The sequence below is a fragment of the Paracoccus haeundaensis genome (assembly GCF_006239215.1).
Taxonomy (GTDB): domain Bacteria; phylum Pseudomonadota; class Alphaproteobacteria; order Rhodobacterales; family Rhodobacteraceae; genus Paracoccus; species Paracoccus marcusii.
The window spans coordinates 13,008-34,084 of record NZ_VDDC01000014.1 but is presented as its reverse complement, the minus strand read 5'-3'; the positions used below and the strand labels follow the sequence as shown (position 1 = coordinate 34,084).

Genomic DNA, 21,077 nt, shown 5'->3' with positions numbered 1-21,077 from the left:
AACTGCACCTATTTGGCCCCGGGGGACCGTCCAGCGCATGGCACGCATCGCCTTCATCCTGCTGATGCACAAGGACCCGCAGGGTGTGATCGATCAGGCGCGGCGTCTGACGGCGACGGGGGATTACGTGTCGATCCATTTCGACAAGCGTGCCCCGCGGGCGATGTTCCAGCAGATCCGCGATGCGCTGGACGACCATCCCCGCGTGACCTTTGCGGCGCGTCGGCGCAGATGCGGATGGGGGGAATGGTCGCTGGTCGCCGCCACCCTGGAGGCTCTGCGCGCGGCCGAGACGGCGTTTCCGCAGGCCACGCATTTCTACATGCTGTCGGGCGACTGCATGCCGATCAAGTCGGCGGAATTCGCGTACAATTATCTGGATGCCGAAGATTGCGACTACATCGAAAGCTTTGACTTCTTCAACAGCGACTGGATCAAGACCGGCCTGCGCAAGGAGCGGTTGATCTATCGCCACTGGTTCAACGAACGCAGCCACAAGGCGCTGTTCTATGCCAGCCTGCAGCTGCAGCAGCGGCTTGGGCTGACGCGGCGGGTGCCCGACGATCTGCAGGTGATGATCGGGTCGCAATGGTGGTGCCTGCGCCGCCAGACGGTCGAGGCGATCCTGGACCTGATCCGCGCGCGCCCCGAGATCGTGCGCTTTTTCAGCACCACCTGGATCCCGGACGAGACGTTCTTTCAGACCCTGGTGGCCCATGTCGTGCCGCGCCAGCAGATCCGCACCCGCACGCTGACCTTCCTGATCTTCAGCGATTACGGGATGCCGATCAATTTCCACAACGACCATTACGACCTGCTGCTTCGCCAGGATTACCTGTTCGCCCGCAAGATCAGCCCCGAGGCGCAGGAGCTGCGCGCCCGGCTTGGCGCGCTGTGGCAGGCCACGGGGCAGGATTTCACCATCTCGGCCGAGGGGCGGCGGTTGTTCAGCTTTCTGACCGGCCGCGGGCGCATCGGGCGCCGCTTTGCCCCGCGGTTCTGGGAGACGGACGGCAGTCTGGGCGCCGAACGCGTGGTCCAGATCGTGGTGGCCAAGAAATGGCATGTCGCCAAGCGGCTGACTGCGGCCATCCGCGCCGCCACGGACATTCCTGCGGTCGATTACGTGTTCAACGAACAGGACGCGCACCTGCCGGACATGGGCGGCGTGGCATCGACCGTGGACAAGCGCGAGCGTCACCGCCGCGCGCTGGTCAAGCTGATGTTCGAGCAGTTCGGCAGCGACCGGCTGGTGTTCTGCGTCGATCCGTCGGCGGTCAGCCTGATCGCCGATTTCGACGCCGACCGGGCGCAGACGCGGGTTCTGTTCGTGGACAGCCGGTTCGACGACGATTACGTCCGCGGCCATATGGGCAGGGTCGGACTGGTCAGCCCGGACGCCCCGTCCGACATCGTCCACCGCCTGCTGCCCATCGTGCGCAACGACCTGCAGCACGAGGCGGACCGCCTTAGGGAGGCGGGGTTCCGCCATCTGGCGACCATTTCGGAATCCGCGGGGCCCGATCGCAACGCCGCGGCGCTGGCCGCGTTCCTTGGGGTGGCCGAGCCGCAGGCCCGCGCCCTGGCAGAGACGCCGCATCTTTTTGCCGACTGAAGGAAGACATTCATGGCCTATGACGACAGCAACATCTTTGCCCGCATCCTGCGCGGAGAGATCCCCAACGACACCGTGGCCGAGAATGATCACGCCCTGGCGTTCCGCGACATCGCGCCCAAGGCGCCCAGCCATGTCTTGGTGATCCCCAAGGGCCGCTATGTCGCCTTCGACGATTTCGCGGCCAACGCGTCCGAGGCCGAGATCGCGGGCTTCATGCGGCTTTGCGCCCAGGTCTGCGCGCTGGAGGGGGTGGGCCTGGAGCAGGGCAACGGGTTCCGCGCCATCACCAATGCAGGCCATGACGGCGTGCAGGAGGTGCCCCATTTCCACCTGCACATCATGGGCGGGTCGATCATGGGGCCGATGATCGGGGCGCGCGGCTGATCTAGTCGCGGGTCAGTTCGACGAAGACGTCCTCCAGGTCGGGCTGTTCGGCGGCGACGTCCAGGATGGGCACGCCCGCGGCGCGCACCGCGTCCAGGATCTGGTCGGCGCGCAGCCGCGACGGGGGATAGGTGATCGCCAGCCGCCCGTCGGGCCGCGTCTCTGGGCGCGCGCCCGCGGGCAGGGGCGGATGCGGGACCGCGCCGCCCGTGTCCAGCACCAGCGTCTTGCCGTCGGTGCGCGACAGCAGATCCTGGGTCGATTGGCGCACCACCACCTGGCCGTGGTTGATGATGGCGATCTCGTCGCACATCTGTTCGGCCTCCTCCAGGTAATGGGTGGTCAGGATGATGGTCATGCCCTGTTCGTTCAGGCGGCGGACATTCTTCCACAGCATCTCGCGCAGGGTGATGTCGACGCCCGCGGTGGGTTCGTCCAGGACCAGGATGTGCGGGCGATGGACCAGCGCCTTGGCCAGCAGCAGCCGCCGCTTCATGCCGCCCGACAGGTTCCTGGCATAGGCGTTGCCCTGGTCGGTCAGGCCGACCAGGGCCAGCAGCTCATCGGTCCAGCGTTCGGATTTCGGCACGCCGTAAAGGCCCGCCTGGACCTCCAGGCTGGCGCGGGGGGAAAAGAACGGGTCCATGTTCAGTTCCTGGGGCATGACCCCGATGGCGGCGCGCGACTGGCGCGGGTTCACGTCCTGGTCGAACCCCCAGATGGAAACCTTTCCGGCGGTCTTGTTCACCAGCCCGGCCAGGATGTTGATCATCGTCGACTTGCCCGCGCCGTTGGGGCCCAGAAGGCCGAAGATGCTGCCGGCGCGGATGGTCAGGTCGACGCCCTTGAGCGCGTCCTTGGCCGGGGCGTTGCCTTGGGCGGCATAGGTCTTGCGAAGACCGGTGATCTGGATGGCGTCGGGCATGGGGTGATCCTTGCAGAGCTTGCGAAGGCAGGCGGCGCTGCGCTAATGGGGTTAGACCAGATGATGCACGCCGCCACAAGAAGGCCAGCCATGACGCAGCACGTGACGCCCGAGACCCCCCTGTCGACCGAAACCGGGCCAGAGGCCACGACCCGCCCCGCCCCCGTGACCGAGGTGGTGACCCGCTGGCGCGTCAGCTGCGACGGCGATGATGCGGCGGGCCTGGGCCATCCGCGCGTCTGGCTGGCGATCAGCCCGGACATGGGGTTTGTCGACTGCGGCTATTGCGACAAGCGCTTCGTGATCGACCGCGATCACGCCCACGACGACCACTGACCCGCTGAGGATCGTCCCGACCCGCGTCGGTTTGCCGCCCCCATCGAGGGGGCCGTCAAACCGGGGCGGCCTTGCCGCCCGGCGCCTCTCCGCGGGCGTTGCCCTTGCCCCGGCAGCGGTCCGAGCAGTAGCGGACATTGTCCCAATCGCGTTCCCATTTCTTGCGCCACGCGAAGGGCAGGCCGCAGGCCGCGCAGATCTTGGTCGGCAGGTCGGATTTGCGGCGCATCTTGGGCATGACGGTTTCCTGGGGGCATCGCGCTGGAAGATCGGTCCCGGTCGTGGCACAAGGCGGCCCTGACCAGCAAGGATAGGTGATCATGGGCGAGCGTTTCGGCAAGGGCTGTCATCTGCATCTGATCGACGGATCGGCCTTCATCTTCCGCGCCTATCACGCGCTGCCGCCGCTGACGCGCAAGTCGGACGGGCTGCCGGTGGGCGCGGTCGCGGGGTTCTGCAACATGCTGTGGCGCTATGTTCAGACCGATGACGGGCATACCGCGCCGACCCATGCGGCGGTGATCTTCGATCATTCGTCCAAGACCTTCCGCAACGAGATCTATCCCGCCTACAAGGCGCAGCGCCCCGAGCCGCCCGAGGATCTGCGCCCGCAATTCCCGCTGACCCGCGACGCGACGCGGGCCTTCAACATCGCGTGCATCGAGACCGAGGGCTATGAGGCCGACGACATCATCGCGGCCATGGCCTGCGCCGCGCGCAACGCCGGGGGCACGGCCACGATCATCAGCAGCGACAAGGACCTGATGCAGCTGATCGGCGACGGCGTCGACATGCTGGACCCGATCAAGAACAAGCTGATCGGCCCCGACGAGGTTTTCGAGAAGTTCGGCGTCGGTCCCGACCGCGTGGTGGACGTGCAGGCGCTGGCGGGCGACGCGGTCGACAACGTGCCGGGCGCGCCGGGCATCGGCATCAAGACCGCGGCCCTCTTGATCCAGGAATACGGCGATCTGGAGACGCTGCTGTCGCGCGCCGAGGAGATCAAGCAGCCCAAGCGCCGCCAGACCCTGATCGAGCATGCAGACCAGATCCGCGTCAGCAAGCGTCTGGTGCAGCTGGATTGCGCCACGCCGCTGGACGTGACGCTGGAGTCCCTTGAGGTGAAGGCCCCCGATGCAGACCGCCTGCTGGCCTTCCTGTCCGAGATGGAGTTCCGCACGCTGACGAACCGCGTGGCGGAATCCCTGGGCGCCGAGGCCCCGGCCGTGCAGGCGGCCCCCGCCAGCGAGGCGCCCGCGGCCCCCGATCAACCCGCCATCGACATGGGCCTCTATGAGACCGTGACCACGCCCGAGGCGCTGGACGCCTGGATCGCCGCGATCGGCGAGGCGGGGCAGGTCGCCATCGACACGGAAACCACGAGCCTGGACGAGATGCAGGCCGATCTGGTCGGCATCAGCCTGGCGGTCGCGCCGGGGCGGGCGTGTTACATCCCCCTGGGCCATGTCGCGGGGGGCGACGATCTGTTCGGCCAGTCCGCGCGGGTGGCGGGGCAGCTGGACCCCGCCGCCGTGCTGGCCGCGCTGAAGCCGGTGCTGGAGGATGCCGCGATCCTGAAGATCGGGCAGAACCTGAAATACGACTGGAAGATGCTGGCCCGACATGGCATCCAAATGGCCCCGGTCGCCGACACGATGCTGATGTCCTATGCGCTGAACGCGGGCACGCATAATCACGGCATGGACGAGCTGGCCGAGCGCTATCTGGGCCACAAATGCATTCCCATCAAGGAGCTGATCGGGTCGGGCAAGGCGCAGCTGCATTTCGGCCAGGTCGCCATCGACAAGGCCGCGCCCTATGCGGCCGAGGATGCCGATGTCACGCTGCGCCTCTATCAGCATTTCCTGCCGATGCTGCCGGTCGAGAAGGTGTCCACCGTCTATCACACGCTGGAACGGCCAATGATTCCGGTCCTGGCCCAGATGGAGATGGCGGGCATCCGCATCGACACCGATGTGCTCAAGCGCATGTCGAACGCCTTCGCGCAGAAGATGGCCGGGCTGGAGGATGAGATCCACGGGCTGGCGGGGCAGAGCTTTAACATCGGCAGCCCCAAGCAGCTGGGCGAGATCCTGTTCGACAAGATGGGACTGAGCGGCGGCAAGCAGGGCAAGACCGGGGCGTTTTCCACCAGCGCCGACGTGCTGGAGGATCTGGCCGCCGAAGGCCACGACCTGCCCGCGCGGGTGCTGGACTGGCGTCAGATCAGCAAGCTGAAATCGACCTATACCGACGCGCTGCCCACCTATGTGAATGCGGAAACGGGGCGGGTCCATACCAGCTATTCGATCACCGGCGCGCAGACGGGGCGGCTGTCCTCGACCGAGCCGAACCTGCAGAACATCCCGATCCGGACCGAGGAGGGCCGCCGCATCCGCCAGGCCTTCATCGCGCCCGAGGGGTTCAAGCTGGTGGCCCTGGACTATAGCCAGATCGAGCTGCGGATCCTTGCGCATGTGGCCGACATCCCGGCGCTGAAGCAGGCCTTCCGCGAGGGGATCGACATTCACGCCATGACCGCCAGCCAGATGTTCGGCGTCCCCGTCGAAGGGATGGACCCGATGATCCGCCGTCGCGCCAAGGCGATCAACTTCGGCGTGATCTACGGCATCTCGGGGTTCGGGCTGTCCCGGAACCTGCGCATCCCGCGGGCCGAGGCGCAGAGCTTCATCGACACCTATTTCGAACGCTTCCCCGAGATCCGCGCCTATATGGACAAGACCGTCGCCGACGCGAAGCAGGACGGTTACGTCACCACGCTGTTCGGGCGGCGCATCAACACGCCGGGCATCAACACCTCGGGGCCTGCCGCCGGGGGCGCGCGTCGCGCGGCGATCAACGCGCCGATCCAGGGGGCTGCGGCCGACATCATCCGCCGCGCGATGATCCGCATGCCCGACGCCATCGCCGACCTGCCCGCGCGCATGCTGCTGCAGGTGCATGACGAACTGGTCTTCGAGGTGCGCGAGGATGCGGTGGACGACCTGATCGCCCGCGCCCGGACCATCATGGAGGCCGCGCCCGAACCGTCGGTGCGGCTGTCGGTGCCCCTGGTCGTGGATGCGGGTCAAGGGATGAACTGGGCCGAGGCGCACTGACCCCAAGGGTCGCTCCGGCCGGCGCTTCGTGACAGGCGAACGATTCGGTTCGCCTGTCGTTGCGACGCGCACCCCATGGGCCTATCCTTGGGATCACCATGCGCGCCCCCGTTCCGACCCAGGTTCAACCGTCAAGCCCCCTGCAAGCCGGCGCGCGCTGCGGCGACTGCCCCATCCGCTATCGCGCCGTCTGTGCGCAATGCGAGGGCGACGAGCTGGCCCTGCTGGAACGGATGAAGTTCTATCGCAGCTTCGAGGCCGGCCAGCCGATCGTCTGGGAGGGCGACCGGATGGATTTCGTGGCCTCGGTCGTCAGCGGGGTGGCGACGCTGACCCGGACGCTGGAGGACGGGCGCGCCCAGATGGTGGGCCTGCTGCTGCCCAGCGATTTCCTTGGCCGGCCGGGGCGCGACACGGCCGCCTACAACGCCACCGCCGCGACGGGGGTGGTGCTGTGCTGTATCCGGCGTGGGCCGTTCGACCAGCTGATGCAGCGCATCCCGCACCTGGCGCATCGCCTGCTGGAGATGACCCTGGACGAGCTGGACGCGGCGCGCGAATGGATGCTGCTTCTGGGCCGCAAGACGGCACGCGAGAAGATCGCCTCGTTCATCGCCATCATCGCGCGGCGGCAGGCGGCCTTGCAGAAGCGCCGCCCGGCGGGCCGCATCGTGCTGGAGCTGCCTTTGACGCGCGAGGCGATGGCCGCCTATCTGGGCCTGACAATCGAGACGGTCAGCCGCCAGATGACCGCCCTGCGCCGCGACGGCATCATCGAGATCGTGGGCAAGCGCGGCGTCACCCTGACCGATTACGCCCGCCTGATCGCCGAATCGGGCGGGACGGGCGACGACGGGGCGACCGCCTGAGGGCGGCGCTTTTCATCGTGTGCTCGCTCTGCTAAGCGGCAGCTTCCCGGTCGCAGCCTACCCGGGTCACAAAAACAAGGGTTCAAACATGCACACTGCACTTGTCTGCTCGGGCGGGCTGGATTCCGTCTCGCTTGCCCATGTCCTTGCGTCCCAGGGGCGCCTGTCGCGCATCGTCAGCTTTGATTACGGCCAGCGGCATCGCAAGGAGCTGGATTTTGCCCGCGCCTGCGCCCTGCGGCTGGGCGTGCCGTTCCACCTGGTCGACCTGTCGGGACTGGGCGCGGCGCTGTCGGGATCGGCGCTGACCGACGATCTGGCCGTGCCCGACGGCCATTATGCCGAAGAGACGATGCGCGTGACGGTGGTCCCCAACCGCAACGCGATCATGCTGACCATGGCCTTTGGCATCGCTGCCGCCAATGGCGATTCGGCGGTGGCGGCCGCGGTCCACGGGGGCGATCACTTCATCTATCCCGATTGCCGGCCCGGTTTCACGGACGCCTTCGCCGCCATGCAGCGCGCGGCGCTGGAGGGGTATGCCGATGTCGTGCTGGACGTGCCCTTCGTTCACCGCACCAAGGCCGACATCGTGACGGCGGGCGCGGCCGCGGGCACGCCCTTTGCGCAGACCTGGTCCTGCTACAAGGGCGGGGCGCGCCATTGCGGACGCTGCGGCACCTGCGTGGAGCGGCGCGAGGCGTTCCACTTGGCGCGCGTGGCCGATCCGACCGAATACGACGATGCCGATTTCTGGCAGGCGGCGGTGGCCGCCCATGCCGTGGGGGGTGCGTGATGTTCCGCATCAGCAAGGAGTTCCATTTCAGCGCGTCGCACCGCCTGGACCATCTGGCGCCCGATCATCAATGCGCGCGGCTGCACGGGCACAACTATATCGTCGTGGTCGAATTGGCGGCGCCGGATCTGAATGCCGACGGCTTCGTGCGCGATTATCACGAACTGGCGGCGCTGAAGGCCTATGTCGACGGGACGTTCGACCACCGGCACCTGAACGACGTGCTGGACGTGCCCTCGACCGCCGAGAACCTGGCGCGGCATTTCTTTGACTGGTGCCGGGCACGCTGGCCCGAGACTAGCGCCGTCAAGGTCAGCGAGACGCCCAAGACCTGGGCCGAGTACCGGCCATGAAACCCCTGCGCATCGCGGAAATCTTTGGCCCCACCATCCAGGGAGAGGGCGCCCTGATCGGACAGCCCACGGTCTTCGTCCGGGCAGGGGGGTGCGATTACCGCTGTTCGTGGTGTGATTCGATGCATGCGGTGGACAGCGCCTTTCGCGACAGCTGGGCGGCGATGCAGACCGCCGAGGTCTGGGCGCAGGTGCGCGCGCTGTCGGGCGGGCGGCCGCTGACGGTATCCATTTCCGGCGGCAATCCGGCGATCCAGGATTTTGGGCCGCTGATCGCGACGGGCCGGGCCGAGGGCTACGGCTTCGCGCTGGAGACGCAGGGATCTGTGGCGCGCGACTGGTTCGCGGACCTGACGCTGCTGGTGCTGAGCCCCAAGCCGCCCTCCAGCGGCGAGACGCCCGACCCGGCGGCCTTCGAGGCCTGTCTGGCGGCGGCGCAGGGCACGCGGACGGTGCTGAAGATCGTCGTCTTCGACGATGCCGATTATGTCTGGGCGCGCGATTGGGCGGGGCGGTATCCGGACTTGGATTTGGTCCTGCAGCCGGGGAACCCGGAGGTGGACCCGGACGTGCCCGTCGCGGCGCAGGATGTCGCGGACCGGCTGCTGTGGCTGGTCGACAAGGTGATGGCGGACGGCTGGTTCCGGCCCCGTCTGCTGCCGCAGCTGCATGTCCTGTTGTGGGGCAACCGGCGCGGCGTCTGAGTTGCGTCCCGCGACGACGGGGGGACTGGCCGTCCCCCCGCACCCCCCTGCGCGCATCCCCGCAAGGCGGCGTACGTCTTCAACGCGCCAGGAAGACCGGCACGCGCGCCTGTTCCAGCATGTTGCGCGTCGCACCGCCCAGGATCGCCTCGCGCAGGCGGGAATGGCCATAGGCGCCCATCACCACCATGTCGGCATCGACCTCTATCGCGCGGCGGTTGATCTCGTCGCTGATGCGGGGGGCGGTGCGGGCCAGCACCGCGATCTGGGCGTGGACGCCGTGCCGCGTCAGCATCTGCGTCAGCGCCCCCCCCGGATCGGAGCGTTCCGGCCCGCTGCTGCGCGGATCGATGCAGGTCACCTCGACCATCTCGGCGGCGCGCAGCAGGGGCAGGGCGCGGCGGATGGCGGCTAGAGCCTCGGCCGACTGGTTCCAGGCGACCAGGATGCGGCGCGGCGCGGCAACCGGCTCGCAGCCCTGCGGCAGGACCAGGACGGGGCAGGCCCCCTCGAACAGCGCGGCCTCGGTGATCAGTTCGGCGTCGCCGGGCTGGCCCTTGGCATAGGGGCTGGCCAGGATCGCCAAGTCCGAGAACCGCGCCCGCAGGCCGACCAGCGATGCGATGCCCAGGGACTGGGTCACCGCGGCCTCGCAGGACCAGCGCAGGTCGTGGGACGCGGCCATGCGGTCGCGCACCTTGCGGTCCAGCGCATTGGCATCGGTCAGCGCGCTGTCGATCGCCTCCTGCCATCCATAGGACGTGCCGCCGGGAAAGAAGTACCCGGCCTGGCTGTGGTCGATGCCCAGGCAGAGGATGTCCAGATGCGCGTCATGCGCCGCGGCAAGCGCCGCGGCATCGTCCAGCTGCGGCATTTGGGACGGGTGGCTGAGGACTGTCAGGATCGTCTTGTAGGCCATGATCGCCTCCTGTTGCGGATAAGCCATCGTAGCGGTGCGGAGCGGGCGGCGCCTTGATCCTGATCAAACCCCGCGCGATGCGGAGCAGCAGAGGGACGCCGTCAATCGTGCCGCGGGGATCCATCAGGGCCCTTGTCACGGCCGCGCGTTGGCCCTGGTCGCGGGCAATGCGGGGCGCAGCGCTGGCAGCAATTAAGGAGCGATGCAGGAGTGCCGCGTCATCACGGATCCTGCCGTTCCGACGACGGTGGCGGCATGGGCACAGACCTGCCGCCTGGTTCATGACCTTGGTCCAGGGCCGTTCCGCATGTCGCATGTGGCGGCAGGCCGGTCCGGACCCGGCGGATGACCCGGTCACAGACCCGAACGGGCCGCCCCGTCGCCGGGCTATGCGACCAGTTCACCGTGCAGCGAGTTGCGCTGGCTGCCGATGATGCGCACGGGGCGCAGGTCACCGACCTGGGCGCGGTCGGTGTCGACGAAGACGGAGTGCAGATAGTCGGACTTGCCGATCATCTGGCCCGCCTCGCGGCCCGCCTTCTCGAACAGCACGTTGACGGTGCGACCGATCATGCCGTCCTGGACCGCATGCTGCTGACGGGTCAGCAGGGCCTGCAGCTCCTGCAAGCGGGCGTCGGCCACGGTGGCGTCGACCTCGGGGCGGTCATAGGCGGGGGTGCCCGGACGCGGCGAGTACTTGAAGCTGTACGCCATGCCGAAGCCCACCTGTTCGATCAGGCGCAGGGTGTCGGCGTGATCCTGGTCCGTCTCTCCGGGAAAGCCGACGATGAAGTCGCTGGTCAGCAGGATGTCGGGACGCGCCGTGCGGATGCGGTCGATCAGGCGCAGGTACTGGTCCGCGGTGTGCTTGCGGTTCATCGCCTTGAGGATGCGGTCGCTGCCCGACTGCACGGGCAGGTGCAGATAGGGCATCAGCTGGGGCACATCGCGATGCGCCTCGATCAGGTCATCGGCCATGTCGTTGGGATGGCTGGTGGTATAGCGGATCCGCAGCAGTCCGTCGATCTCGCCCAGGGCGCGGATCAGGGCGCCGAAACCGCCCGGGCCCCCATGCCAGCCGTTGACGTTCTGGCCCAGCAGGGTGATCTCGCGCACGCCGCGTCCGACCAAGTCGCGGGCCTCGGACAAGATGCGTTCGGCGGGGCGGCTGACCTCGGCGCCGCGGGTATAGGGCACCACGCAAAAGGCGCAGAACTTGTCGCAGCCCTCCTGCACGGTCAGGAAGGCCGCCGGCGCGCGACGGGTCGCGCGGGGGGCGGGCAGGTGGTCGAACTTGTCTTCCTCGGGGAAATCGGTGTCGATGGCGGGCGCCTCGCCGCGCACCATGGCGGGCAGGCGGTGATAGGTCTGCGGCCCGACGACCAGATCGACCAGCGGCATCCGGCGGATGATCTCGGCCCCCTCGGCCTGGGCCACGCAGCCCGCGACACCGACCTTCAGGTCGGGGCGCGCGGCCTTCAGCGGCTTCAGCCGGCCCAGGTCGCTGTACAGCTTTTCGGCCGCCTTCTCGCGGATGTGGCAGGTGTTCAGCAGGACCATGTCCGCGTCCGACTGATCCTCGGTCAGGACATAGCCCTCGGCGCCCATCGCCTCGGCCATGCGCTGGCTGTCATAGACGTTCATCTGGCACCCGTAGGTCTTGATGAACAGTTTCTTCGCGGCCGGGTTATGGGCGGTCATGTCATGCCTGTTCCTGAAGGTCGCGCAGCGATACAGGAAATGCAGGCTTTTGGAAAGGCACGGGATGGAGAGCGACCTGACCACCATCCGCAACATCGGCCCCGCCACCGCGCAGGCGCTGATCGCGGCCGGCGTGCCGGACGCGGCGGCGCTGCGGGCGATGGGGGCGGACGCGGCCTATCGCGCCTTGATGGACGCCGGAGAGCGTCCGCATTTCATCGGATATTACGTGCTGCACATGGCGCTGCAGGGGCGGCCGTGGAACGACTGCAAGGGCGCCGAAAAGGCCGCCCTGCGCGCGCGCTTCGACGCGCTGGTGGGCGATCGCCGCCCGATGACGGCGCTGGAGGCGGCGCTGGACCAGATCGGCCTGCGCCGCCCCTGACGGCCTACTGACCGGCGTTCTTGGTTTCGAACATCAGCCCCTTGGCGCTGCGATCGGGAAAGCCCGGCCAATAGCTGTGGGTCGCATCGGGCGTGCCCGCGTCATCGACCGACCAGACCCCGTCCTCGGCATCGGGCACCAGGTCCAGGAAGGCGCCGCGATCCTCGCCCTTCAGGTGCTGGTCCAGGAAGGCCGTGGTGAAATGCTGCAGGACGTTGTTCATCCGCACGCTGTCCCAGACCGGATCGGCATAATGGTCGAAGGGCGCGCGGCCCAGGGATTCCGAGAAGGCCCAGGCCTCGACCGGGGCGGGGATCGGGGCGGCGGCGTTGTGGTTGGCATGATCGAAGGTCAGAAGGTGCCGTGTCGCCGCGGTCGTCTGATCGAAGATCTGCCGGATCGCGTCATAGATCGACACGTCGTCATCGCTGCCCGCGACCAGCAGCAGCGGCTTGGTCATGCCGGCCAGCCCGTCCGCGTCCCAGAACTCGTGCTGGCGGCCCCAGGGGGCGATGGCCACGATGGCCTTGACGCGCGGATCGACCAGGGCGGCGTGATCCTCGCTGCCCGCGGCCAGCCGGGACAGCAGCTTCTGCGGCGGGATGAAGCGTTCGGGCTCGGTCCGGTCGATGGCGGTCTGCGACAGGCCCGCGCCGCCAAAGATCATCGCGCCGTATCCGCCCATGGAATAGCCCACGACGGCCGCCGTGTCGGCATCGGTGATCGCGCCGATCTCGTCCTCAAGCCCGGCCATGCTGTCCAGCAGGAACCGCTGGTCCACCGCCCGGTTCACCAGGGTCGAGGCAAACGCCCCCATGTCGTCGTACGTGCTGTCGGGATGGTCTGCGGCGACCACGACATAGCCCTTGGAGGCCAGGTTCTCGGCCAGGTGGCTCATCAGATAGCGGTTGCCGGGATAGCCGTGCGACAGGATGACCAGAGGGAACGACCCCTCGGCCGGCGCTGCGTCGCGGGCGGCGCTGCCGGACAGGGTGGTGGGCGTGACCCCGTCGCGCAGCATCGTGTCATAGGTGGTGCCGGGTTCGGTGCCGTCGGCGGCGGGATACCAGATCTCTGCCTGCAGGGTGCGTTCCGCGGTGGGGGGCGTGCCCGTGGCGGTGGTCGCGATCACGTCGATGCGGTCCGGGTCGGTGAAGCTGGCGGCGCGCACGCCGACCGGATGCGGGCCGCGCGCGGCCAGTTCCGGCGCGTCGGGGCGGATCAGGTCGATGCGGTTTTCGGACAGGGCGGGGGCGGCGCAGGCCAGGGTGGCGGCAGCGGCCAGCATCAGGTGTCTCATGGGGGCTCCTCCGGCGGTTCGGGCGAACTGTGCCCCGGTTGCACGATCTGCACAAGCGTCCCCCATTGAACGCCGCCCGGCGCCCGGCTAGCCTGCCCCCAAGATCCGGCAAGGAGACCGACCATGACCACCCCGCAAAGCTGGGAAGCACGCGCCGACGAATACTCGCTGTACGGCTTCACCGACCTGCCAAGCGTCCACAAGCGCGGCGCCGTCGTCCTGACCCATGGCGAGGGCCCCTATGTCGTCGACGTGAACGGCAATCGCTATCTGGATGCCAATTCGGGCCTGTGGAACATGGTCGCAGGCTTTGACCACAAGGGCCTGGCCCAGGCCGCCAAGGATCAGTACGACCGCTTTCCGGGCTATCACGCGTTCTTCGGGCGGATGTCCGACCAGACCGTGATGCTGTCGGAAAAGCTGGTCGAGGTGTCGCCGTTTTCGCGTGGCAAGGTGTTCTACACGAACTCCGGCTCCGAGGCGAACGACACCATGGTCAAGATGCTGTGGTTCATGCATGCCAGCGAGGGCAATCCGCAAAAGCGCAAGATCCTGACGCGCTGGAACGCCTATCACGGTGTGACCGCCGTGTCGGCCAGCATGACCGGCAAGCCCTATAACGAGGTGTTCGGCCTGCCTCTGCCGGGCTTCATCCATCTGACCTGCCCGCATTACTGGCGTTTCGGAGAGGAAGGGGAGACCGAGGCGGCGTTCACGCAGCGCTTGGCGCGCGAGCTGGACGAGACGATCCAGCGCGAGGGCGCGGACACCATCGCGGGCTTTTTCGCGGAACCCGTGCAGGGTGCGGGTGGGGTTATTCCGCCGTCCGAGGGGTATTTCCAGGCAATCCTGCCGGTGCTGAAAAAGCACGGCATCCCGATGATCGCGGACGAGGTGATCACCGGGTTCGGACGGACGGGCAACACCTGGGGGTCTGTGACCTATGATTTCGTCCCCGACGCGATCATCAGCTCCAAGAACCTGACGGCGGGGCTGTTCCCGATGGGCGCGGTGATCCTGGGGCCGGAACTGACCGACCGCCTGCAGGCCGCCATCGACAAGATCGAGGAGTTCCCGCACGGCTTCACCGCGTCGGGCCATCCGGTCGGCTGCGCGATCGCGTTGAAGGCCATCGACGTGGTGATGAACGAGGGGCTGGCGCAGAACGTCATCGACCTGGCCCCGCGCTTCGAGGACGGGCTGCGGCAGCTGGCGCAGAACCCGAACATCGGCGAATATCGCGGCGTGGGCTTCATGTGGGCGCTGGAGGCGGTGCGCGACAAGGCGACCAAGACGCCCTTTGAGGGGCATCTGTCGGTCAGCGAGCGGATTGCCAACACCTGCACCGACATGGGTCTGATCTGTCGCCCCCTGGGGCAGTCGATCGTGCTGTGCCCGCCCTTCATCCTGACGCCCGCGCAGATGGACGAGATGTTCGAGAAGCTGGACAAGGCCTTGGGCAAGGTCTTTGCCGAGCTGGCCTGAGCGAGGGGCGGGGATGGGTTTCGGAAAGATCGCCGGATGATACCCGCACGGTATGCCCCGATCCTGTTCGGCTTCTTCCTGTCGGGGCTGATGTCGTCGCTGGTGTCGGGGATCGCCACGGTCCGGGCGGTGGGTCTGTCCGACGGGGTCGCGGGGCTGTGGATGGGGAACTGGCTGTCCAGTTGGGCGGTGGCCTTTCCGGCGGTGCTGGTGGTGGCCCCAGTGACGCGGCATCTGGTCGCGCGACTGACGCGGGCCTGACGACGACCCTGTCGGGCGGTTGCGCATGGCGCGGGGGGCGCCTGCGGGTCGTAAGAACCAGTCTGGCCGACCATGCGCCGCGATCGCGCCCCGGGCCGCGGGCCCGTGCTATCGCGATAGCCGTATCGGTTGACCCGTGGTGACCTGCGGTCCATCCGCGGTCATGCGGATCGCGACGGCGCCGCTGCTGCGGAGTCGTTTCGGGTCCAGCAGCAGGCAGCGCGGCTTGCCGTCGACGTCGACGGGTTCGGTCGCGACCACGATGCGGTCGGGACGACAGGCGGCGGCGGCGCGGGCCCCCGACCCCTTTCCGGTCAGGTGCCAGACCTGCCAGCCGCCGGAAAGGGTCGCCTGCCGGTCGCGGCGGTCGCCGGTCCAGGCCGGGCGGGCGGCGGCGGTTTCCTGGTCGGCCATGTCGCCGTCCTCCTGCAGCCAGGTCGAGACGACGAAGGCGCCGCCCGAGGGTTTCGAGATGGCGCGGCCCTCGGGGGTCATCAGGCCCACGGCCTCGCCCTCCGGCGCGATCAGCAGCAGCGGGCGGCGGGCATTCATCCACAGCGCGGCGGCGGCGATCAGCAGCGTCATCGCCAGCACGAAGCCTGCCTGCGTCAGCACCCCACGCCGCGCCGCGGGGCGCCAGCAGAGGATGCCCAGCACCGCGCCAAAGCCCATCAGCGGCACCACGGCGGCGGGCGGCTTGGCCACACCGGTCACCGCCCCGCCCAGATCAGCCACGAATCGCGCAACCCACAGCATCCATTCCGTGCCGATGCCCATGACCCACAGGGCCGGCGCCTCCAGCCCGACCAGGGCCAGGAGGGCGCCGATGACGCCCGCGGGCATCACCAGCGTGCCCATGACCGGCACCGCCAGCAGGTTCGCCAGCAGACCGTATTGCGCCATGCGGTTGAAATGCGCCGCGGCGATGGGCGATGTCGCCACGGCGGCGATCAGCGACGACACGATCAGCATCGCCACCGGGCGCAGCCACCATGGCAGGCGCGGGGACACCCGCGCCCAGGGGCCATAGACCAGGATCAAGGCCACGGTGGCGGCAAAGCTCATCTGGAAGCCGGCGCTGACGACGGCCTCGGGCGAATAGATCAGCACGATGGTCGCGGCCAGGGCGACCGTGCGCAGGGAAATCGCCCGCCTGTCGGCGATGATCGCGCCCAGCATGACGGCGACCATGATGAACGACCGTTCGGTCGCGACCCCGCCGCCGGACAGCCACAGATAGGCCGCCGCCGCCGCCAGCGCGATGCCGGCCGCCCATTTGTGCATCGGTCGCGCCAGGCCGATCCCCACGCCCTGCACCCCCACCAGGACCATGCGCACCGCGCCATAGACGAAGGCCGCCAGCATCCCCATGTGCAGCCCCGAGATCGAGATGATGTGGTAGAGGTTCGAGGCACGCATCACCTCGTTCGTCTCCTCGGCGATGCCGGAGCGGTCGCCGGTCATCAGGGCCGAGGCCACCGCGCCGGCCTGTCCGCCGATGCGGTCCTGGATCGCGGCGCTGATCGACATGCGCGCCCGGTGTGCCCACCATACGCCCCCCTGCGGCGGCGCCACGGCCATGATCGGCGTGCGCGAATAGCCGACGGCGCCCAGGCCGTCGAACCATGCGAACATCCGGAAATCGAAGCTGCCCGGAGACGACGGCGCCGGGGGCGGGCCCAGATGCCCGGTCAGCATCACCCGCTGGCCCAGGGGCGGCAATGCGTCGTCGCCCATCAGCGACAGGCGCACCCGCGCGGGCGTGCGGTCGGGCGACAGGTCATGCAGCACGACCCCGTCCAGCGTCAGGCGCATCCGGTCGCGCCCCGACCGGTCGATCTGGATCACCCGCCCCTCGACCGGGCCGTAATAGCGCCATTCCAAGACCGGGGCCGCGACATGCGCGGCGCGGAACGCGACCAGGCCGGTGCCGGCGATCACGAAGGACAGCGCCAGTGCGGCCAGATGGACGGCATCGGCCTGCGGCCAGCCGATCCGGCCTCGGTCGGCCCAAAGGGGCGCGTGGCGTGCGATGGTCAGTAACAGCGCCAGCAGGCAGGCCATCACCGTCCAATGGGCCGCGCCGAACAGCGTCGGATGCAGGAACCACAGCCCGATCCCGGCCGACAGGCAGACCGGCACCCAGGGAAACAGTCCCGCGCGCAGCGCCGCGGCGGGGCGCGGGGCGGCCACAGGGCGGGTTGCGGTCTGAGGCAGGGGAGGCGCGACCGCACCCGATTGGGGCAACATCCTTGTCCTTTCGCGACCCGGTGACTATCACTTGGCCGCAAGATGGCACGGGGATGCTTACCAAAGCGTTAACGCCGTGCCGCGCCAGACCCTGCCCGAAGGCCGCCATGACCCAGATCGTTACCCGTTTCGCCCCCTCTCCCACCGGATACCTGCATGTGGGCGGCGCCCGGACGGCGCTGTTCAACTGGCTGTTCGCGCGGGGGCGGGGCGGCAAGTTCCTGTTGCGGATCGAGGATACGGACCGCGCCCGCTCGACCCCCGAGGCCACCGCGGCAATCCTGAAGGGCCTGACCTGGCTGGGCCTGGACTGGGACGGCGAACCCGTCAGCCAGTTCGAACGCAAGGATCGCCACGCCGAGGTCGCCCGCCAGATGCTGGACCAGGGCACGGCCTACAAGTGCTTTTCCACCACCGACGAGATCGCGGCCTGGCGCGAGGCGGACCCGCGCCAGCCCTTCCTCAGCCCGTGGCGCGATGCGACCGACCTGCCCGACGCGCCCTATGCGATCCGCCTCAAGGCGCCGCGCGACGGAGAGACGGTGATCGACGATCAGGTGCAGGGCGCGGTGCGCGTCGCCAACGACCAGCTGGACGACATGGTGCTGCTGCGCAGCGACGGGACGCCCACCTACATGCTGGCCGTGGTGGTGGACGATCACGACATGGGCGTGACCCACGTGATCCGGGGCGACGACCACCTGACCAACACCGCGCGCCAGATCCAGATCATCGACGCGATGGGCTGGCCGCGCCCGACCTATGCCCATATCCCGCTGATCCACGGAGAGGACGGCAAGAAGCTGTCCAAGCGTCACGGCGCGGTGGGGCTGCACGAATTCGCGGTGCTTGGCTATCCGCCGGCGGCGATGCGCAACTATCTGGCGCGGCTTGGCTGGAGCCATGGCGACGACGAGCTGTTCGACGATGCCCAGGCCCGCGAGTGGTTCGGGCTGGAGGGGATCGGACGCGCGCCCGCGCGCCTGGACTTCAAGAAGCTGGAACATGTCAGCGGTCACCATATCGGGCGGATGCGCGACGATCAGGTGCTGGCCGCGCTGCAGGATTACCTGTCGGAAACCGGCGCGCCTGCGCTGACCGACACGCAGCGCAGCCGCATCCTGGCGGCGATGGGCGCATTGAAGGAAAAGGCGAAAACGCTGCCCGGACTGCTGGACCAGGCGCGGTTCGCGATGATCGAACGCCCCATCACGGTCGAGGAGAAGGCGGCGCGCAACCTGGATACGGTATCCCGTGGTATGCTGAAATCATTGACTGCTGCGGTGCAGAATGCTAGCTGGACCCGAGACGATCTGGAGGAGGCGGCCCAGCAGGTTGCCACGGAAAACGGTGTCGGACTGGGCAAGATCGCGGCACCGCTGCGCGCCGCCCTGGCCGGAACGAGCGCCACCCCCAGTGTGTTCGACATGATGACTGCGCTTGGCCGCGACGAAACGCTGGCCCGGCTGCAGGACCAGACCGATTTGGCAGGCTGAAGCCTGCCCTCACATGCCAGGGCTGTCTGACGGGTTTACGCGACGGACCGCCCGGCCTTAGCCGGAAGGACGCCTTTGCATGGCCGACAAGACCGCTAAACTGCACCTGAACGGGCAGGACTATGACCTGCCCATCCTGTCGCCCACCAAGGGCCCGGACGTTCTGGACATCCGCAAGCTGTATGGCCAGGCGGACGTCTTCACCTATGACCCCGGCTTCACCTCGACCGCCAGCTGCGATTCGACGATCACCTTCATCGACGGCGACAAGGGCGAGCTGTGGTATCGCGGCTATCCGATCGAGCAGCTGGCCGCCAAGTCCTGCTATCTGGAGGTCTGCTATCTGCTGCTGTACGGCGAACTGCCGACCGAGGCGCAGATGGACGACTTCCGCGCCCGCGTCACGCGCCACACGATGGTGCACGAGCAGATGCACAACTTCTTCCGCGGCTTCCGTCGCGACGCGCATCCGATGGCGACCATGGTCGGCGTCGTGGGCGCCATGTCCGCCTTCTATCACGATTCGACCGACGTGAACGATGAGTGGCAGCGCGAGGTCGCGGCGATCCGCCTGATCGCCAAGCTGCCCACGATCGCGGCGATGGCCTATAAATACTCGATCGGCCAGCCCTTCGTCTATCCGCAGAACGACCTGGATTACGCGTCGAACTTCCTGAACATGTGCTTCTCGGTCCCGGCCGAGAAATACGAGGTGAACCCGGCCCTGGCCCGCGCCATGGACCGCATCTTCACCCTGCATGCCGATCACGAGCAGAACGCGTCCACCTCGACCGTGCGCCTGGCGGGATCGTCGGGGGCGAACCCGTTTGCCTGCATCGCGGCGGGCATCGCCTGCCTGTGGGGGCCCGCCCATGGCGGCGCCAACCAGGCCTGCCTGGAGATGCTGCGCGAGATCGGCACCGTCGACCGGATCCCGGAATACATCGCCAAGGCCAAGGACAAGTCCGACCCGTTCAAGCTGATGGGGTTCGGCCACCGGGTCTACAAGAACTTCGACCCGCGCGCGACGGTCATGAAGGAATCGGCCGACGAGGTCCTGGATCTGCTGGGCGTGGGCGACAACCCGACGCTGCAGGTCGCCAAGGAGCTGGAGAAGATCGCGCTGGAGGACGAGTACTTCATCGAGAAGAAGCTGTACCCCAACGTCGATTTCTATTCGGGCATCATCCTGGAGGCGATGGGCTTCCCCACGTCGATGTTCACGCCGATCTTCGCGCTGTCGCGCACGGTGGGCTGGATCGCGCAGTGGAAAGAGATGATCGGCGATCCGCAGAACAAGATCGGCCGTCCGCGCCAGCTGTATGTCGGCAGCGACCGCCGCGACTATGTGGACCTGAAGGCGCGCTGAGCGTCCTGGCAGGTCAGGCATGGGGGTCCCTTCGGGGGCCCCTTTTTCGTGGTTGCGCGGGGGGACGCGCGGTGGCAAGGGACCGGACATGAGCGAGATCGAACAGACAGGCGCCACCCGGCTGGCGCTGGTGACGGGGGCCTCTCGGGGGCTTGGGGCGGCGCTGGCAGAGGGGCTGGCGGCGCAGGGCTATCACGTGCTGGCGGTCGCGCGGACCGTGGGCGCTCTGGAGGAGCTGGACGACCGCATCCGTGCGGCCGGTGGCCAGGCGACACTGGCGCCAATGGACGTGACCGAACCCGAGGCGATGAAGCAGATGACCCAGGCCATCGCCGGCCGGTGGGGCGGGCTGGACCTGTGGGCGCATTGCGCGGTTCATGCGGCGCCGATGTCGCCGGCACCTCATATCGAAGGGCGCGACTGGTCCAAGTCGATGCTGGTCAATGTCGAGGTTACCCGCGGCCTGATTGCCATGCTGGAGCCGCTGCTGCGCCAGCGCCGGGGAACGGCGCTGTTCTTTGACGATGCGCGGGGCGGGCAGAAGTTCTTTGGCGCCTATGGCGCGTCCAAGGCCGCGCAGATCGCGTTGGCGCGCAGCTGGCAGGCCGAGACGGTGCAGACCGGCCCGCGGATCTTGATCGATACGCCGGCGCCCATGCCGACCGCGGTCCGTGCGCGGTTCCATCCGGGCGAGGATCGCGGCGCGCTGGCACCGTGCAGGGACGAGGCGGCGCGCATCCTGTCGCTGTTGTGAGGTTTGCGTCCCGCGGCGGCGCGGGGGGCTGCCTGCCCCCCGCACCCCCCGGA

General features: G+C 68.2%; 20 protein-coding genes. 14 read left to right on the top strand and 6 right to left on the bottom strand.

Going from position 1 to position 21,077, the window contains the following annotated elements; genetic code table 11:
- Positions 1-37: 37 nt before the first annotated feature.
- Positions 38-1,615: a DUF5928 domain-containing protein gene (locus FHD67_RS08920; RefSeq protein ID WP_139598493.1), complete on the top strand. Its 1,578-nt coding sequence runs from the start codon at positions 38-40 to the stop codon at positions 1,613-1,615.
- Positions 1,616-1,627: 12 nt separating this feature from the next.
- Positions 1,628-2,002 (top strand): HIT domain-containing protein, encoded by a 375-nt coding sequence (locus tag FHD67_RS08915; protein WP_139598492.1) that lies wholly within the window; start codon positions 1,628-1,630, stop codon positions 2,000-2,002.
- 1 nt (position 2,003) lies between these two features.
- On the opposite strand, the gene FHD67_RS08910 is transcribed toward FHD67_RS08915, so the two are convergent.
- Positions 2,004-2,927 carry an ABC transporter ATP-binding protein gene (locus FHD67_RS08910; protein ID WP_139598491.1) on the bottom strand — a complete coding sequence of 308 codons (924 nt, stop codon included), beginning with the start codon at positions 2,925-2,927 and terminating at the stop codon, positions 2,004-2,006.
- Between the two features lie 90 nt (positions 2,928-3,017).
- Here FHD67_RS08910 and FHD67_RS08905 point away from each other — a divergent pair, with 90 nt between their 5' ends.
- Entirely contained in the window at positions 3,018-3,263 is a 246-nt protein-coding gene (locus tag FHD67_RS08905) for a zinc-finger domain-containing protein (RefSeq protein ID WP_045981767.1), read from the top strand.
- A gap of 55 nt (positions 3,264-3,318) precedes the next feature.
- Here FHD67_RS08905 and FHD67_RS08900 read toward each other — a convergent pair whose 3' ends face one another.
- Positions 3,319-3,501 carry a DUF2256 domain-containing protein gene (locus FHD67_RS08900; protein ID WP_139598490.1) on the bottom strand — a complete coding sequence of 61 codons (183 nt, stop codon included), beginning with the start codon at positions 3,499-3,501 and terminating at the stop codon, positions 3,319-3,321.
- 82 nt (positions 3,502-3,583) lie between these two features.
- On the opposite strand from FHD67_RS08900, the gene polA reads away from it, so the two are divergent.
- From polA to queE, 5 genes are all read left to right on the top strand, one after another.
- The gene (gene polA / locus FHD67_RS08895; RefSeq protein ID WP_139598489.1) at positions 3,584-6,382 is read left to right on the top strand and encodes a DNA polymerase I; all 2,799 of its coding nucleotides are present in this window, start codon (positions 3,584-3,586) and stop codon (positions 6,380-6,382) included.
- 98 nt (positions 6,383-6,480) lie between these two features.
- Entirely contained in the window at positions 6,481-7,251 is a 771-nt protein-coding gene (fnrL, locus tag FHD67_RS08890; RefSeq protein WP_046000043.1) for a transcriptional regulator FnrL, read from the top strand.
- Positions 7,252-7,339: 88 nt separating this feature from the next.
- The gene (queC, locus tag FHD67_RS08885) at positions 7,340-8,047 is read left to right on the top strand and encodes a 7-cyano-7-deazaguanine synthase QueC (RefSeq protein ID WP_046000044.1); all 708 of its coding nucleotides are present in this window, start codon (positions 7,340-7,342) and stop codon (positions 8,045-8,047) included.
- Complete coding sequence (queD, locus tag FHD67_RS08880; protein WP_046000045.1) at positions 8,047-8,400, top strand: 6-carboxytetrahydropterin synthase QueD; 354 nt, start codon at positions 8,047-8,049, stop codon at positions 8,398-8,400. The genes queC and queD overlap by 1 nt, the downstream gene beginning before the upstream one ends.
- The gene (queE, locus tag FHD67_RS08875; RefSeq protein WP_046000046.1) at positions 8,397-9,104 is read left to right on the top strand and encodes a 7-carboxy-7-deazaguanine synthase QueE; all 708 of its coding nucleotides are present in this window, start codon (positions 8,397-8,399) and stop codon (positions 9,102-9,104) included. The genes queD and queE overlap by 4 nt, the downstream gene beginning before the upstream one ends.
- A gap of 79 nt (positions 9,105-9,183) precedes the next feature.
- On the opposite strand, the gene FHD67_RS08870 is transcribed toward queE, so the two are convergent.
- Both FHD67_RS08870 and miaB read right to left on the bottom strand, forming a co-directional pair.
- Positions 9,184-10,023 (bottom strand): universal stress protein, encoded by an 840-nt coding sequence (locus FHD67_RS08870; RefSeq protein WP_046000338.1) that lies wholly within the window; start codon positions 10,021-10,023, stop codon positions 9,184-9,186.
- 387 nt (positions 10,024-10,410) lie between these two features.
- Complete coding sequence (gene miaB, locus FHD67_RS08865) at positions 10,411-11,724, bottom strand: tRNA (N6-isopentenyl adenosine(37)-C2)-methylthiotransferase MiaB (protein ID WP_139598488.1); 1,314 nt, start codon at positions 11,722-11,724, stop codon at positions 10,411-10,413.
- 64 nt (positions 11,725-11,788) lie between these two features.
- Here miaB and FHD67_RS08860 point away from each other — a divergent pair, with 64 nt between their 5' ends.
- Entirely contained in the window at positions 11,789-12,109 is a 321-nt protein-coding gene (locus FHD67_RS08860; RefSeq protein WP_046000048.1) for a TfoX/Sxy family protein, read from the top strand.
- Positions 12,110-12,113: 4 nt separating this feature from the next.
- Here FHD67_RS08860 and FHD67_RS08855 read toward each other — a convergent pair whose 3' ends face one another.
- Complete coding sequence (locus tag FHD67_RS08855; protein WP_139598487.1) at positions 12,114-13,409, bottom strand: alpha/beta hydrolase family protein; 1,296 nt, start codon at positions 13,407-13,409, stop codon at positions 12,114-12,116.
- A gap of 123 nt (positions 13,410-13,532) precedes the next feature.
- Between FHD67_RS08855 and FHD67_RS08850 the strand changes: the two genes are divergently transcribed.
- Positions 13,533-14,894: an aminotransferase gene (locus FHD67_RS08850; protein WP_045981777.1), complete on the top strand. Its 1,362-nt coding sequence runs from the start codon at positions 13,533-13,535 to the stop codon at positions 14,892-14,894.
- 36 nt (positions 14,895-14,930) lie between these two features.
- Complete coding sequence (locus FHD67_RS08845; RefSeq protein ID WP_139598486.1) at positions 14,931-15,155, top strand: DUF2798 domain-containing protein; 225 nt, start codon at positions 14,931-14,933, stop codon at positions 15,153-15,155.
- 108 nt (positions 15,156-15,263) lie between these two features.
- Here FHD67_RS08845 and FHD67_RS08840 read toward each other — a convergent pair whose 3' ends face one another.
- Complete coding sequence (locus FHD67_RS08840; protein WP_139598485.1) at positions 15,264-17,405, bottom strand: ComEC/Rec2 family competence protein; 2,142 nt, start codon at positions 17,403-17,405, stop codon at positions 15,264-15,266.
- 107 nt (positions 17,406-17,512) lie between these two features.
- Here FHD67_RS08840 and gltX point away from each other — a divergent pair, with 107 nt between their 5' ends.
- The 3 genes from gltX to FHD67_RS08825 all read left to right on the top strand — a co-directional run bounded on the left by gltX (position 17,513) and on the right by FHD67_RS08825 (position 21,024).
- Positions 17,513-18,901: a glutamate--tRNA ligase gene (gene gltX / locus FHD67_RS08835; protein ID WP_139598484.1), complete on the top strand. Its 1,389-nt coding sequence runs from the start codon at positions 17,513-17,515 to the stop codon at positions 18,899-18,901.
- A gap of 79 nt (positions 18,902-18,980) precedes the next feature.
- Positions 18,981-20,270, top strand: a complete 1,290-nt coding sequence (locus FHD67_RS08830; protein WP_045981779.1) for a citrate synthase — start codon at positions 18,981-18,983, stop codon at positions 20,268-20,270.
- 88 nt (positions 20,271-20,358) lie between these two features.
- Complete coding sequence (locus tag FHD67_RS08825) at positions 20,359-21,024, top strand: SDR family NAD(P)-dependent oxidoreductase (RefSeq protein WP_139598483.1); 666 nt, start codon at positions 20,359-20,361, stop codon at positions 21,022-21,024.
- Positions 21,025-21,077: the final 53 nt, after the last annotated feature.